Here is a 14,078-nt window from a genome sequence, read left to right on the forward strand (position 1 = left end):
AAATATGGCATCTTATAAACAAACCTGTATCTATTGTAATACGCTAATTGACTCAGACGCGAAATTTTGCCCCAAATGCGGGCACAGAGATCCTTTGGCAGTACTCTGCCCCTCCTGCCTATGGGAAGTAGCCACCGATGATCCCATTTGTGCAGGCTGCGGCAGGCCCCTTTTCATTCTCTGCCCCAAATGCGGAAAGGAAACCTTTGTACTGGAAAAATGTCAGGTCTGCAGTGAGAGTCTGATGGTTGACTGCCCGAACATGAGGTGCGGTGAAAAAGTTTTCTTTGATGTTTCACATTGCCGGGCCTGCGGAAAGAAGCTGGGGAGAGAGTAGAACTGCAATTTTTAAGGGGAAAGCGTTGCCGTTTATGGAGGTGAAATAATGCTGAAGGCATTCACAAGGAATTATGAGGACAATTCAACAGAGGCAGGATTTCAGTTTACTTTTTACTGTGATCTTTGTCATGATGGCTATAAATCCTCTTTTGTAGAATCGGAAACTTATAAAAAGGGGTCACTGCTCCGCGGGATATCAGGAGGAGCAAGAGTATTAGGGGGATTGTTCGGCGGCAGGATCGGAGACGCAGTATGGCATGCCGGCTATGGAAGCGATATCCTGTCTGAAAGATTTGACGGCATGAGTCCGGAATGGCAGAAAGAGCACGAGAAGGCTTTTGAAAGGGCTCAAAATGAAGCGCAAAGACATTTTCACCGCTGTCACAAATGCAGACAGTGGGTTTGTGATGCAGACTTCAACGAAGATGAAGGACTTTGTGTCGAATGTGCACCAAGAATGAACGTGGAGGTTTCTGCTGCAAGAGCGCGTAAAATGGTCGAGGATATCAATGCAAAAGCAGATGAAACCCAAGTGTTCAACGGAGATATAGAATCGAAAACCATTATTTGTCCTCGCTGTGGGAAACCCAGCGGTAACGGAAAATTCTGCAACAACTGCGGTATGGACTTATCTTTGAGAACCTGTCCCGGCTGTGGTGCCGAAATCGCTCAGGGTGTTAAATTCTGCGGCGAGTGCGGAACAAAACTTTAGCCGGATTCTATTTCATCCATTATCTTCTACAATAACGAGAAAAGAGGGCGATTCCTCCATAATAGAATCGTCCTCTTTTTTCATTTGCTTAAATAAACAGATTTACGTTAGACTCTTCCGCATCTCCAAGATAAGCAGCAACTCCCGCATATTCAATTCCGTCGATTAATTCTTCCTTTGTAATTCCCATGACATCCATGGACATGGTACAGGCTACCAGCTTTACGCCGTTGAACATAGCCTGTCGCATCAGATCTTCCAAAGAGTCAATATTCTTATCTTTCATGACCTTCTTCATCATCTGGGTACCCATTCCGCCCATATGCATCTTGGAAAGGGTAAGTTTTGAAGTACCTCTCGGCATCATGGCACCGAACATGCTATCCATCAGAGGTTTCTTAATACTCTGTTTTTCACGCTTTCTTAACGCATTCAAGCCCCAGAAGGTGAAGAACATAGTGACGGGTCTTCCCATGGCAGCAGCGCCGTTGGCAATAATAAAGGAAGCAAGCACTTTATCCAGATCTCCGCTGAAGACGATAAGGGTTTTACCCTGGGGAAGGGCGGCCGGTATGCTGTCAGCTCCCTTAGCTTCCTGTGGAAGCCCGTTGCCGGTGGCAAGACCTTTCCGAATATAAACGATATTTTCTTTTCCCACCCTCTCGGATTTCAGAAGTGTATTTCCCATTCTCTTGCACCAGGCCTCGATATCTCTGACGAAACCCATATCTGTGGCAGATACCTGGAGTATTTCACCCTCTTCCATTTCTTTTATGGTTTGAAAGACCCGCATAATCGGTCCTGGGCATTGCAGTCCACTGCAGTCCAGCGTTTGCTTTGCCACAATTTTTCCCATATCTATTTCCTGAGTTTTGATTGGTTGCGTTGTGTGTTCCATGGTTTCTCCTCCTTCGGAAGATCGCTGGCCCATTGCAGGGTCATGAAATACGGATTTATAGAAGGTGGTGCCTCCGGGGAAGATCTTCACATTTTTGAATCCTAAATTCATCAAAATTCTGGCAGCGTTGTAAGCTCTTACGCCAATGGCACAATAAGGAATGATCAGTTTCTCCTTATCCAGCTCCTGATATCGTTTTCTCAGCTGACCCAGTGGAATATGGCAGGAGTTTGGAATGGAAAATGCCATTCTTTCCAAATCTTCACCAACATCCAGAATGATATAGTCCTCTGAACCGGACTGGGCCAAGTTTTCCAGCTCATTCCATCCCACGATGGAAACGAGACCGGATAAGATGTTTTCAGCTACGAAGCCCAGCATATTCACCGGATCTTTTGCCGAAGAATAAGGCGGAGCATAAGCAAGCTCTAATTCTGCAAGATCGTGAACAGTTCCGCCGAGCCGCAGCGTAGTTGCGATGGTATCAATTCTTTTGTCTACCCCATCCTGACCAACGATTTGAGCACCAAATATTTTTCCTTCCTGATTGAAGATCAGCTTTAAGGTAAGAGGGGTAGCACCTGGATAATATCCCGCATGGGATTTTTGGTTAATGATAGCAATATAGTAATCCCGGTTCAGTTCCTTGCCCCAGCTTGTCAATGTTTTTTCATTTACACCCGTAGCTGCCGCAGTAAGATCGAATACCTGGGCAATGGAGGTTCCCTGGGTTCCGTTGTATTTCTCCGGTTTCCCTGCAAGTAATCCGTATTCTTTAGCGATATTGTCCGCACAGATTCTGGCTTGCTTGTTGGCCGGGCCCGCAAGCGGGATCATGGTTCTGTTTTTGGATACATACTCTTCCACCTCGATGACATCTCCTACAGCATAAATGCTTGGGTCTGAGGTTTTCAGGAATTCATCCACTACGATGCCGCCCTTGGCATTCAAGGTCAGCCCGCTTTTCCTTGCAAGCTCACTGTTAGGCTTGATCCCGATGGACAGGATCACAATATCGGCTTCCACTGTTTTCCCGCTTTGAAGGAGAATGGTGGTTGCCCCTTCCTTTTGGCGGAATTCTTTGACGCCGTCTCCAAGCTCCAAACGGACATGATTCATTCTCATGTTCTCATGTACCAGCTGGGCCATTTCGTAATCCATGGGAGCCATTACCTGATTCTGCATTTCGATTACGGTCACCTGGCAGCCTGCAGCGTGCAGATTTTCGGCCATTTCCAAACCGATAAACCCACCGCCGATAATGGCAGCTTTTTTCGGTTTCTGCTCCCTTACAAATTGCTTGATCCGATCCGTATCGGGTACGGTCCATAAAGTGTAGATTCCAGGTCCGTCAATGCCGGGAATGGGAGGCTTGATAGGAGAAGAACCGGTAGCAATTAACAGAGTGTCATAAGCTTCACGATATTCTTCGCCGGTTTTACCGTTTTTCACGGTAACCTCTTTGACTTCTCTCTGAATGGAAAGAACCTCATGATTTACGCGAACGTCAATATTAAATTTAGCCATCATCGCTTCGGGAGTCTGAAGGAGCAGAGCATCTCGTTCTTTAATCACATCACCGATGTAATAAGGCAAACCGCAATTGGCGTAGGAAATATACTCTCCACGTTCAAAGATGATGATTTCCAGTGTTTCATCCAATCTTCTGAGTCTTGCAGCCGTACTGGCACCGCCTGCAACACCTCCAATGATTAAAACCTTTTTACTCATATTTTTATTCTCCTATACATATGATTTTCTGATTTTATGTTACGATTTATTATTTCCTGAATGGGGTACAATGAATACTCAGCAGAGTTTTTATAAAATGGAGATTCTGCACCCATGATTGATATTCTTGTAACAATCTTAGCACGGCAGAGCAGGGATCTCAGTGACAAAGTCACATTTCCATATTATGATTGACAAAGTGACGATCAAATAAGAAAATAGGATTAAGGGGGCGATAGGCATGGATCAGGAAGATAAAAAACTACTGTCTGAATTACTTCCGTTTTGGAAGAATCTAAAAGAAAATGAAAAAAGACAGGTGATGGATCATACCATTTTGCATGCGTATAAAAATGGGGAGCAGGTCCATGGCGGATATGAAGATTGCACCGGGGTCATTGCTGTTAAAAAGGGCAGAATCAGGGTATACTTACTCTCGGAAGAAGGGAAGGAAGTGACGCTGTTTCGGCTCTTGGAGAATGATATCTGCCTGCTTTCCGCATCCTGTATCTTGAGAAACATTTCTTTTGATATTTATGTGGATGCTGAGGGAGACACCGAACTCTTTGTACTGAATTCTTCGGTTTATGACAAACTGGCCAAGGAAAATCCTGCAGTGGGGAATTTCATGACCGATTTGATCTCCATGAGATTTTCGGAAGCCATGTGGGTAATGGAACAAATTCTCTTTATGAAGCTTGACAAGCGATTGGCAATGTTTTTGCTGGAGCAGGCCAATCTGGAGAACGGAGACGTGATTACCCTGACCCATGAGCAGATTGCAGGTCATATGGGCAGTGCCAGAGAGGTCATTTCCAGAATGCTGAAGTATTTTTCCAATGAAGGAATTGTGAATGTATCCAGAAAAGGAATAAAGATAGTAAACAGGAAGAAATTGACGGAATACCTGTAAAAATGTTGTGTTTGCAAGTCTATTTTAGTTGTTTGTAATCTATTTTTATAGTATACTAGATGAAACCCAATTTGGGATTTTGGGGTTTATTGCGATATTTTGAAAGGGGGAATTTACATTGCTGGAAACAAAGTTTAATACACTGGATAGTAAATATTCTGAGATTACGCCGGAGATCTTGGCGCTCACCGATTTATGTTTGAAAAACAGCTCCATTGATGCTGAGCTTTATTCAAAATATAAGGTTAACAGAGGTTTAAGAGATGTAAATGGGAATGGAGTCCTCACAGGGCTGACGGAAATTTCGGAAATCCAATCCTTCCAGATGAATGGTGAGGATAAAGTTCCCTGTGAAGGAAGACTTTTCTATCGAGGCGTCGATATTGAGGATATCGTCGACGGATTCATCAAAGAAAAACGGTTTGGTTTTGAGGAAGTGACTTATCTTCTGATCTTTGGAAAACTGCCTACGGACCAGCAGCTTGCAGATTTTTCAAGCCTACTGGCAAAATACAGAACATTACCCACAAGCTTTGTCAGAGATATCATTATGAAGGCTCCAAGCTCCGATATGATGAATACGCTTGCCAGAAGTGTGCTGACCCTTCATGCCTATGATACAAAAGCCAATGACATCAGTATTCCCAACGTCTTAAGGCAAGGCTTGCTGCTCACTGCCGTATTCCCGCTGCTGTCCGTCTACGGCTATCAGGCATATAAGCATTATTTTGCCGGAGACAGTTTGTTTATCCATACGCCAAGACCGGAGTTGTCTACTGCTGAAAATATTTTGTACATGCTCAGACCCGACTGCAGATATACCGAGCTGGAAGCCAGGATCTTAGATGTCGCACTGGTGCTTCATGCGGAGCATGGCGGAGGAAACAATTCAACATTTACCACCCATGTGGTTTCGTCTTCCGGAACAGATACCTATTCTGTTGTGGCAGCTTCTCTGGGATCCTTAAAGGGACCGAAGCATGGGGGAGCAAATATCAAAGTTGTGCAAATGTTTGATGACTTGAAGAAAAATGTTTCCGACTGGACCAGTGAAGAACAGGTCTCCGGTTACCTCAGGGATCTGTTAAATAAAAAAGCCTTTGATAAAGCCGGATTGATCTATGGTATGGGACACGCCGTTTATTCCTTGTCCGATCCCAGAGCGAATATTTTCAAGCGCTTTGTTCAGAGACTCTCTGAGGAAAAGGGCAGAATGGAAGAATTTCGATTGTATTCTCTGGTGGAAAAGCTGGCGGCAGAGGTAATTGCAGAAGAACGAAAAATATATAAAGGTGTCAGTGCGAATATTGATTTCTACAGCGGCTTTGTTTATAGCATGCTGGATTTACCACTGGAGCTGTACACGCCTATTTTTGCTATAGCAAGAATCTCAGGCTGGAGTGCCCACCGCATCGAGGAACTTGTCAATGCCGGAAAGATTATCAGACCTGCGTACAAGAGTGTTGCTCCGAGAAAGGAATATGTTGCGATAAAAGATCGTTAAATGAAAGAACCAATAGGTCATAGATGTCTGTCATAGATGTCAATAGATCGGAAACAACAGATCATAATAACAGAACAAAAAACGAAAAATGAATCAAAAACAGAAAGCATACATTTATTTACTTATAACTACATCAGCCTGGGGCAGTTTATATGTCGCAGGCAAATTTGTTGTGGAGAGCATTCCGGCTTTTACTCTGCTTTTTATACGATATGCAATCGGCGCCGCCATCTTGTATTTTGTCTATAAAAGAGGAGAGGTTCAAAAGATAGAGAAAAAAGACTTGAAATATTTTTTTGCTATCGGTGCAATCGGTTATTTTTCTGGGATCGGTCTTCAACTGGCTGCCATTCAATACTGTGATGCATCGCTGGCTTCTTTAATCAATTCCACCAATCCTGTGGTCATTATTTTGGTAGCGATTCCTGTGTTAAAAGAACGTGCCACTTTACATAAAGTAATTGCTGTCGCCATTACCATGGCCGGTGCCGGTATCATCATTGGGAATATTGAGGGGAAGAGCGCTATGTTTGGTGTAATTCTGTCTTTAGGGGCTGTAATTACATGGTCCATAGCATCTGTGCTGGTTCGGCTTGTTTCAAAGAAATATGATTCTCTTACCATTACTCTTTATGGGATGTCTACGGCAGTGGTTCTGGCTTTTCCGGTTTCCACTTATGAACTGATCAAAAACCATATCGGTTGGTCGGTGGTAACGCCGAGTCTGATAGCGGCAATTCTTTATATCGGAATCGTATGTACATCCCTGGCTCTGTTCCTTTGGAACAAAGCCTTGTCTTTGGTTGATGCTGCAACCTGCTCGCTTTTTTATCCGGTGCAGCCTATGGTTTCCACACTCCTGGGTGTCCTTTTCCTTGGTGAAATCATTACAGTTAACTTTATTATCGGCGGTATTTTCATCATTGCAGGTATTCTATATTCGATTCTGACGGATATGGATAAATCGAGTAAAATAGGCCAAAGGAATGCAGAGCAGGAACCATAAAAAGGTGAATGCCAGGCAAATCTGCCCGAAAATATTAAACGGATAGCGGGAGTAATCCCAAACATTCCAGCCAAGCCAGAGGTTGACGATACAGCCTACTGCAAATTCAATCGTTGTGATAATTAAAGCTCCCACAAGGCATTTTTTCCAAAGGGGGGCATTTTCATTTTTTGAATTTATATAGTACAGTATGACAAAACAAACACCTCCGGTTACGAGCATCGTCCAATGGGTGCCGCCTCGAAAAAAGGTTTCCATAAGGCCGTAACCAAAAGCGCCGATTAAAAATATCTTAAGATTTCGCAATAATACTTCCATATCTTCTCCTATTGTGTCATTAAAATTCCATGTCAGCAGCCTGAAATTATTATTTGTAAATAGACATCGTTTATAGCTGGAAAAAAAACATAATAAATGATAGAATCAATTTGTCAAATAATTCTAATGAAGTCTGCAGTTTATGCCTTTAAGGAGGGTGAAGGAAAATGAAACCATCTAGGTACAATATCGTATATCCATATCAATTCAACAAGGATTACACCGTGGTTTACAACACCTTTAAAGATTCAGTGGGAATACTGACCACACGAGAAGCTGAATTTATCAAGACTTGTGATCGCAGTTTGGGTATACATTATACAAAGATTGATGACTTTAAAAAGAAAGGTTTCATCGTAGATGAAAATACCAACGAGCTCGCCATTGTAAAAGTGGATTATTTGAAATCAAAATTTGATAAGAGATTGTTGTCGGTGGTTATCGTTCCTACCTATCAATGTAATTTAGATTGTACCTACTGTTACGAAAAATTAAGCTATAGTACAGAGGATCATACGATTATGAGCAAACATGTGCAGGACACCATTTATGAGGGTATCAAATCCCGATTGCATGGAGTCGAAAAGCTGGCTGTTTTCTGGCATGGCGGTGAACCGCTGTTGGCCCTGGACGTTGTTTTAGAGCTTGGCGGACGGCTGCAAGGTTTGGCAAAAGAAAAGGGTATTGCCTTTTCCTCAGGGATGTCTACCAACGGATATCTTTTTACGGAAGATACTGCAAAAAAATTATATCAGATTGGAATCACCCATTATAAAATGTCAATTGACGGCTGTAGGGAAAACCATAATATCAAGAAAAGACAGAAGGACGGAGGTCCAACCTACGATATTATTTTAAACAATATTGTGAAAAGCGCGGACTATTTTGATGAAATCGATCTGAGACTCAATGTAGATAAAGAGGATATCAGCGACGCTTATGAAATGATGAGCCTTATTGAAGAAAAAGGTCTTGAAAATAAAGTGATTCCCCGCCTTGGCAAACCGCAGTACTTTGCCGCGGAAGAAAATGATTTGAACTTTACAAAAGAAGAGTATATGTATGAAGCCATCCATTATTCTCTGCATCAGGGAGTTGGGCCTAAGAAGTTTTCAAGAAAGGATTGCTTCTGTCTTATTCATCAATTGTATGGTATTATAGTTGATGGACACGGCAACCTGTTCAAGTGCATCTCTGATACGGGAGACGGACAAATCTGCGGCAGTCTGAAAAACGACGGCACTGTGGAATTAAATAAAAATTTTTATGAACATGGCATCTATAATCCGACCAGCATCCCTGCCTGCGAAGAGTGCAAATTTTTACCGATCTGCTATGGGGAATGCGGCTTCGACAGAAACTCGGAAAATCCATGCACCTATCAGGAGGTTGGAGATGAAAACTGGAGTTCACTGATTAATGCCTATGTGGTAAAGCGTATGCTGAACCGACTGAAGGTTCGGGGAATGCTGGGGAAGGAAGAAGAGACCATCAGTATTGACGATCTGATTATGGGGAAACTGGAAGGCCGTATGAATGAGTTTATCAGCAAGGCATCTGACATTTACCGATTGGATAATCTCATTGCTCTGGGCAGAAAATACGGTGTGGCGTTGAGTGAAGAGGATGCAGCCCTGCTAATGCAGTTGATGCAGCCTACAGAGCTTATTTTGTAGATCTATGTATTTATAAAGGGTATAGTGCATTACTATTAGGCGATATATGTCGAAGGAGAAAGGCAGATCGATGAGTATAAAAGACAGATTATATGTAGCTACCATTGGTGAAGATGCGGTTGATGCGGCAAGAGAATTTCAAATCGGTCTCGAAATCGATGAATATTGTACTGCATCCAATATGGATCAGTTGCAGTTTCCCAAAATCGATTCCCTGGTCAGAGGGAAAATGGAGGGAATCAGCCGGTTTGTAATGCATGCGCCTTTTAATGAACTGTTTCCTGCAGCGATAGATCCTCTGGCATTAGAGCTGGCTTATCGGCGCCTGGAGCAGTCTTATCAGCTGACAAAGACCTATGGCATAAACAGAATGGTGGTGCATACGGGATATGTACCTTATGTTTACTTCAAAAGCTGGTTCCTGGAACGTTCTGTTGAATTCTGGCAAAACTTTATGAAGAATAAACCGCACAATTTTCATATTATGATTGAAAATGTTCTGGAAGACGAACCCCATACTCTGGCAAAGCTGATTCAAAGCATAGATGATCAAAGAATAAGAGCCTGCCTTGATGTAGGCCATGCCAATTGTACAACAACGCTGGATTTGATGGAATGGGTGGAGACTTTAGGCCCCTGGCTGAGTCATGTACACATACATAACAATAACAAGGTTTATGACAACCATTGGACACTGGATGAAGGGGCCATCGATTATAATAGAATTTTAAAGGGATTTCAGCGATATGCCCCAGGGAATCTTACTTATACCTTAGAAAATCTAACTTGCAGAAGGTCACTGGATTGGCTTTCTGAGAATGGATGGCTTGAATGAATATCCTGATCAGCGGGGGAAGTAAAAACGGAAAATCCTACTATGCCCAACAGTTGGCAAAGAAACAGGCCTGTGGAGGCCCCCTGTACTATATTGCTACGATGGAGCCTGTAGACAAAGAGGATCATCTTCGCATCAGACGTCATCAAGCGGAGCGGGAAGGCTGGGGGTTTACCACCATTGAACAGGGGAGGAGGATATGTGACATTCAGGCGGACTGGAAGGGCAGTTTTCTGCTGGACAGTGTCACAGCCTTGTTATCCAACGAGATGTTCTCATCAGACGGAACCGTGGAGGAGAAAGCCTATCTTCATGTCGCATCTGATCTTGAAGCTTTTGCCCAAAAATCCGGGAATACGGTATTTGTATCCGATTATATCTACTCCGATGCCATTCACTATGAAAAACTGACGGAGGATTACCGGAAGGGGCTGGCTTATATCGACAGAACCCTTGCCGCAGTATGCGATCTGGTGATAGAGGTGGCTTTCGGCAATATCATCCTGATAAAAGGGGAAGGAGCAGGGTTGCTGTGAAATATTTGGAAGCTTTCTTTATGTCACTGGGGATGTTCAGTTCTATCCCTTGCCCCTACAGGCCCTGGAATGAAAAAGCAAGAACTCTTATGGTGGTATTCCTTCCTCTGGTTGGTTTACTCATCGGCATCCTTTGGTTTGCCCTTTCTCTCCTTTTGCTGTATCTTCCTCTGCCGTTGCAGCTGGAGGCAGCGGTATTGATGCTGTATCCATTCTTGATAACAGGCTTTCTGCACTTGGATGGCTTTATGGACACCAACGACGCTCTATTGTCCAGAAGACCCCTGGAGGAGAAGCTAAGGATACTGAAAGACCCGCATACCGGGGCATTTGCAGTGATTTCCCTAGGGATACTTTTTGTTGTCTCCTATGCGGCTATGTGGGGGGCAGTTGAAAATCTTCAGCTTCGGGTACTGGAAGGAAGTCGCGTCAGTACTCTAGAGTCACTTATTTTCATTCCTATGATCAGCAGGTGCTGTTCAGCCTTTTTTGTCCTTTGTACAAAACCGCTGGGACATAGTCAATATTACAGGGAAGAGAATCACTCTAAAAATCAAAAGGAATGTTTTGCAGTCATCGTGACAGCAGTGGCTTGCCTGGGAATGGGGGCTCTCTCCGGGATGTCGGCGAACTCGTTTTCTTTCGAAAATTTAATTATTCTGACGAGTATAATACCGGCTTATCTCATAGCAATCGTACCGGCTATGAAAGAGCTGGGAGGAGTATCCGGAGATCTTGCAGGCTACGCCCTTACCATAGCGGAAGCATGGGGGATTGCGGCAATTTCGATCCTTACACTTTGAATTTATTGGATTTTAATAAAGAAATTAAGAAGTAAAATAAATTATTTTGACCAGACAGTATAAATAAAGGAGCGGGAAATCATGCGTTTTGTCTTTGGAGGAGCTTATCAGGGAAAGCTGGATTATGTAAAAGAAACATTCGGAATTAAAGAGGAAGAGATTTATAACTGCACCATTGCAGAGGAACCTCAAAGGGATGAAGCCTCCTTGCCCGTTGAAATTGATTTTGGTAAAAAAGTAATCGTTCATCTTGAAGCTTTTATCATAAACTGTTTGCGTCGGGGAATGGAAGCCAAAGATTATTTGGAGCTGCATAAAGAGGAATGGAGCGAATGCATCTTTATCTGTACGGATATTTCTTCAGGGATTGTTCCCTATGAAGCTGAGCAGCGAGCCTGGAGGGAAATGACAGGCAGGACCATGATTTACTTAGGAAAGGAAGCAGAGGAAGTAACAAGAATATTTTGTGGAATACCTCAGAGGATAAAATAGATGAGCAAGATACATTTAATCCGGCATGGAACGACAGAAGCGAACATCGCATTGCGATATTATGGAAGCACCGATTTGCCTCTGGCAAATCAAGGTGTAGACGGAATTTCCCAGTTGGTGCTAAAAGGAATTTATCCCAGTGCCGACGGGGCGTTCTGCTATACTACAGGGTTGATGCGTACGGAGCAAACCTTCTTTTTAATTTACGGCTGCAGAGAGCATCAGCAAATAGCGGCTCTCAGAGAATATCACTTCGGTGATTTTGAAATGAAATCGCACAATGAGTTAGAGGAAAATCAAGCATATCTAAGCTGGATACAGGATCGGGAGGGGCTGACTCCTTGCCCCAACGGAGAAAGTCCCAAGGAGTTCCGGGCCAGAGTAAAGGCAGGCTTCGAGATGATTCTCGGCAGTCATCAGGGGAAGGAAGCCCGGGACCGGAAAAGCATCATCGTCTGTCACGGAGGAGTGATTTCCATTATCATGGAGATGTGTTTCCCCAATGAGGGGAAAAATGTATTTCAATGGCAGCCCGAGCCGGGCAGAGGATATACCATTTCCCTGGAAGAAGGCAAGGCAGTAGTCTATGAGGCAATCTAAAAAAATAAAAGTACCGGGGTGCCCGCAGGCATCCCGGTACCGTCGAATCCTTATGAACTGTTGACTCTCATGATGTAATGCTTTCTTGAATTGCTGTTTTTGTTATTTCGTGATCTCAAACTCCTGAATCCCCATATATCCGGGAGCGATTTCATATTTGTTGAAGATGATAACGGGATTGCCGTTTTCGTTTACATAAAAGGATTGTTCCGGCACAATGGTTTGGAAACCCTCGAATCCGTCGCTTCCGTCCCAGTACATGGCGCCTTCTTCTTTGCTGCGCTCTTTGATCTCCTCAGAAATCTGCTTATTTGCTTTATCAATATAATCTGCGCCCAGCAAATCCTCCAGTGTCAGCTCTCTGTTTTCATTTAAATCATAGTTGTAGTAGAATTCATCGAAATAGGCACTGGCTCCGGTTTGGGTCTTCCAAACCATAAAGGAAAGGATGTTATTGGTGATGGACTTCACTTCATAATCCACCTGAATTTCCATAGGTCTGTAATCCTCTTCTTTCCCTCCTGTTGCCAGCCAGGCTTCCTTGTCAGCAAGTATTTGACGCTTGGATTCCTCTACCGCATTGCTGACTTTTTCGTATACCTCCCTGTTGATTTTATTCTGAAGCTCCTTATCCTTGAGACCTGCGATTCCGGGAATTTTGATGTTCATGTCGATGGATTCCTCAGTATCTCGTATTTCCCGCACAGTCAATACTTTCACCAGATTGCTTAAAACGGGGATATCCTCCATGGTGCCGGCAAAGGATTCGCTGGTATTGACACCGACACCAAAGGCTGCAATGAATAGGACCGCTGCTGCGGCGACACCTGCAAATCGCTTTCCCGGCCATATTTTCCAGGTACCCCGAAGCTTTTTCGCGCTGATTTCCTCTTGCTTTTCCTTTTCCGCCTGTTTCATAACCTCTTGAATGACCTTTGATAGTTGCTGCGGGATAGGAGGACTTTCGTAAATTTGCTTTAACTGAGGCAAGTGATTTCTTTTTCTATCGTTATTGCTGCTTTTCTGATTCATCGTGAAAAACATCTCCTTCCAATTGAATTTTCAGTTTTGCCAGGGAACGGTACAGCCTGGATTTAATAGAACTGACATTTTCACCCAGGATTTTGGCTACCTCTGTAAGCTTCATATCTTCGAAATAACGCAGCGTAATGACTGCTTTTGATTTTGGGTCCAATCGGTTTAGGGCCTGATATAAATCCATCAGTTCTGCCTGTTCCGGAGTTTTCTCATCGTGGGAATGGTTTCCCTGATCCTGAAACAAGTACGCGGGATCCGAAGGGATTGACCGGGAGCTTCTTCGGAGCTCATCCATACTGGCGTTCACAAGAATCCGGTAAAACCAGGTTTTGATATAGGAGGCTTCTTTCACCTTATCGATGGATTTCAAGCCTTTGTAAACGGCCTCCTGAACAATGTCTAACGCAGAATCCGGGTCTTTAACGTAACTGTAAGCCAGATAATAAAACCGGTTCTGATTTTCTTCTATGTATTGAATGAAGCTGCTGTAAGTTTCTTTTTTTGATGTCGACATTATGGCTTTCACGCTCCTTACAGTATTTAGACGAAGATGCAGGATGAAAAGTCTCATCAAAAATAGGCTGAAATAAAATAAAATTTCCGGAGTCGGTATAAAGTAACCGAAGCGAGCAAAAAAAGAACCGTCATGATGCGGACGGTTTGCGAATTTACGAAAA

General features: G+C 43.5%; 15 protein-coding genes. 11 read left to right on the plus strand and 4 right to left on the minus strand.

Going from position 1 to position 14,078, the window contains the following annotated elements; genetic code table 11:
- Positions 1-4: 4 nt before the first annotated feature.
- Both KCX82_RS14455 and KCX82_RS14460 read left to right on the plus strand, forming a co-directional pair.
- Complete coding sequence (locus KCX82_RS14455) at positions 5-337, plus strand: zinc-ribbon domain-containing protein (RefSeq protein ID WP_227019200.1); 333 nt, start codon at positions 5-7, stop codon at positions 335-337.
- A 48-nt stretch (positions 338-385) separates the two neighbouring features.
- A complete protein-coding gene (locus tag KCX82_RS14460) occupies positions 386-1,051 on the plus strand; it encodes a zinc ribbon domain-containing protein (protein WP_227019201.1) in 666 nt (221 codons plus the stop codon).
- An 88-nt stretch (positions 1,052-1,139) separates the two neighbouring features.
- Here the strand turns inward: KCX82_RS14460 and KCX82_RS14465 are convergent, their stop codons facing one another.
- On the minus strand, positions 1,140-3,680 hold the full coding sequence (locus KCX82_RS14465) for an FAD-dependent oxidoreductase (protein ID WP_227019202.1): 2,541 nt from the start codon (positions 3,678-3,680) through the stop codon (positions 1,140-1,142).
- 241 nt (positions 3,681-3,921) lie between these two features.
- Between KCX82_RS14465 and KCX82_RS14470 the strand changes: the two genes are divergently transcribed.
- From KCX82_RS14470 to KCX82_RS14480, 3 genes are all read left to right on the plus strand, one after another.
- Entirely contained in the window at positions 3,922-4,593 is a 672-nt protein-coding gene (locus tag KCX82_RS14470; RefSeq protein ID WP_227019203.1) for a Crp/Fnr family transcriptional regulator, read from the plus strand.
- A 118-nt stretch (positions 4,594-4,711) separates the two neighbouring features.
- Positions 4,712-6,097: a citrate/2-methylcitrate synthase gene (locus KCX82_RS14475; protein ID WP_227019204.1), complete on the plus strand. Its 1,386-nt coding sequence runs from the start codon at positions 4,712-4,714 to the stop codon at positions 6,095-6,097.
- A gap of 88 nt (positions 6,098-6,185) precedes the next feature.
- Positions 6,186-7,103 carry a DMT family transporter gene (locus KCX82_RS14480; RefSeq protein ID WP_227019205.1) on the plus strand — a complete coding sequence of 306 codons (918 nt, stop codon included), beginning with the start codon at positions 6,186-6,188 and terminating at the stop codon, positions 7,101-7,103.
- Here KCX82_RS14480 and KCX82_RS14485 read toward each other — a convergent pair.
- Positions 7,032-7,421, minus strand: a complete 390-nt coding sequence (locus tag KCX82_RS14485) for a putative ABC transporter permease (RefSeq protein WP_227019206.1) — start codon at positions 7,419-7,421, stop codon at positions 7,032-7,034. The genes KCX82_RS14480 and KCX82_RS14485 overlap by 72 nt on opposite strands.
- Positions 7,422-7,588: 167 nt before the next feature.
- Between KCX82_RS14485 and KCX82_RS14490 the strand changes: the two genes are divergently transcribed.
- The 6 genes from KCX82_RS14490 to KCX82_RS14515 all read left to right on the plus strand — a co-directional run bounded on the left by KCX82_RS14490 (position 7,589) and on the right by KCX82_RS14515 (position 12,363).
- Positions 7,589-9,097 (plus strand): radical SAM/SPASM domain-containing protein, encoded by a 1,509-nt coding sequence (locus KCX82_RS14490; RefSeq protein ID WP_227019207.1) that lies wholly within the window; start codon positions 7,589-7,591, stop codon positions 9,095-9,097.
- A 70-nt stretch (positions 9,098-9,167) separates the two neighbouring features.
- The gene (locus KCX82_RS14495; protein WP_227019208.1) at positions 9,168-9,932 is read left to right on the plus strand and encodes a sugar phosphate isomerase/epimerase family protein; all 765 of its coding nucleotides are present in this window, start codon (positions 9,168-9,170) and stop codon (positions 9,930-9,932) included.
- A complete protein-coding gene (locus tag KCX82_RS14500) occupies positions 9,929-10,468 on the plus strand; it encodes a bifunctional adenosylcobinamide kinase/adenosylcobinamide-phosphate guanylyltransferase (protein ID WP_227019209.1) in 540 nt (179 codons plus the stop codon). The genes KCX82_RS14495 and KCX82_RS14500 overlap by 4 nt, the downstream gene beginning before the upstream one ends.
- Positions 10,465-11,271, plus strand: coding sequence for an adenosylcobinamide-GDP ribazoletransferase (locus KCX82_RS14505; RefSeq protein WP_227019210.1), 807 nt, complete (start codon positions 10,465-10,467; stop codon positions 11,269-11,271). Before KCX82_RS14500 ends, KCX82_RS14505 begins: the two co-directional genes overlap by 4 nt.
- An 81-nt stretch (positions 11,272-11,352) precedes the next feature.
- Complete coding sequence (locus tag KCX82_RS14510; RefSeq protein WP_227019211.1) at positions 11,353-11,763, plus strand: bifunctional adenosylcobinamide kinase/adenosylcobinamide-phosphate guanylyltransferase; 411 nt, start codon at positions 11,353-11,355, stop codon at positions 11,761-11,763.
- A complete protein-coding gene (locus tag KCX82_RS14515; RefSeq protein WP_227019212.1) occupies positions 11,764-12,363 on the plus strand; it encodes a histidine phosphatase family protein in 600 nt (199 codons plus the stop codon).
- Between the two features lie 102 nt (positions 12,364-12,465).
- Here the strand turns inward: KCX82_RS14515 and KCX82_RS14520 are convergent, their stop codons facing one another.
- Entirely contained in the window at positions 12,466-13,395 is a 930-nt protein-coding gene (locus tag KCX82_RS14520) for a DUF3298 and DUF4163 domain-containing protein (RefSeq protein WP_227019213.1), read from the minus strand.
- Positions 13,373-13,915 (minus strand): RNA polymerase sigma factor, encoded by a 543-nt coding sequence (locus KCX82_RS14525; RefSeq protein WP_227019214.1) that lies wholly within the window; start codon positions 13,913-13,915, stop codon positions 13,373-13,375. The genes KCX82_RS14520 and KCX82_RS14525 overlap by 23 nt, the downstream gene beginning before the upstream one ends.
- Positions 13,916-14,078: the final 163 nt, after the last annotated feature.

Source organism: Sinanaerobacter chloroacetimidivorans, assembly GCF_018128545.1.
Classification (GTDB): Bacteria; Bacillota; Clostridia; order Peptostreptococcales; family Anaerovoracaceae; genus Sinanaerobacter; species Sinanaerobacter chloroacetimidivorans.

Bases quoted from the DNA above. Each gene is read 5' to 3' on its own strand.
- KCX82_RS14455 (WP_227019200.1), top strand. From the start codon at position 5: ATGGCATCTTATAAACAAACCTGTATCTATTGTAATACGCTAATTGAC.
- KCX82_RS14460 (WP_227019201.1), top strand. From the start codon at position 386: ATGCTGAAGGCATTCACAAGGAATTATGAGGACAATTCAACAGAGGCA.
- KCX82_RS14465 (WP_227019202.1), bottom strand. From the start codon at position 3,680: ATGAGTAAAAAGGTTTTAATCATTGGAGGTGTTGCAGGCGGTGCCAGT.
- KCX82_RS14470 (WP_227019203.1), top strand. From the start codon at position 3,922: ATGGATCAGGAAGATAAAAAACTACTGTCTGAATTACTTCCGTTTTGG.
- KCX82_RS14480 (WP_227019205.1), top strand. From the start codon at position 6,186: ATGAATCAAAAACAGAAAGCATACATTTATTTACTTATAACTACATCA.
- KCX82_RS14485 (WP_227019206.1), bottom strand. From the start codon at position 7,421: ATGGAAGTATTATTGCGAAATCTTAAGATATTTTTAATCGGCGCTTTT.
- KCX82_RS14490 (WP_227019207.1), top strand. From the start codon at position 7,589: ATGAAACCATCTAGGTACAATATCGTATATCCATATCAATTCAACAAG.
- KCX82_RS14495 (WP_227019208.1), top strand. From the start codon at position 9,168: ATGAGTATAAAAGACAGATTATATGTAGCTACCATTGGTGAAGATGCG.
- KCX82_RS14500 (WP_227019209.1), top strand. From the start codon at position 9,929: ATGAATATCCTGATCAGCGGGGGAAGTAAAAACGGAAAATCCTACTAT.
- KCX82_RS14510 (WP_227019211.1), top strand. From the start codon at position 11,353: ATGCGTTTTGTCTTTGGAGGAGCTTATCAGGGAAAGCTGGATTATGTA.
- KCX82_RS14515 (WP_227019212.1), top strand. From the start codon at position 11,764: ATGAGCAAGATACATTTAATCCGGCATGGAACGACAGAAGCGAACATC.
- KCX82_RS14520 (WP_227019213.1), bottom strand. From the start codon at position 13,395: ATGAATCAGAAAAGCAGCAATAACGATAGAAAAAGAAATCACTTGCCT.
- KCX82_RS14525 (WP_227019214.1), bottom strand. From the start codon at position 13,915: ATGTCGACATCAAAAAAAGAAACTTACAGCAGCTTCATTCAATACATA.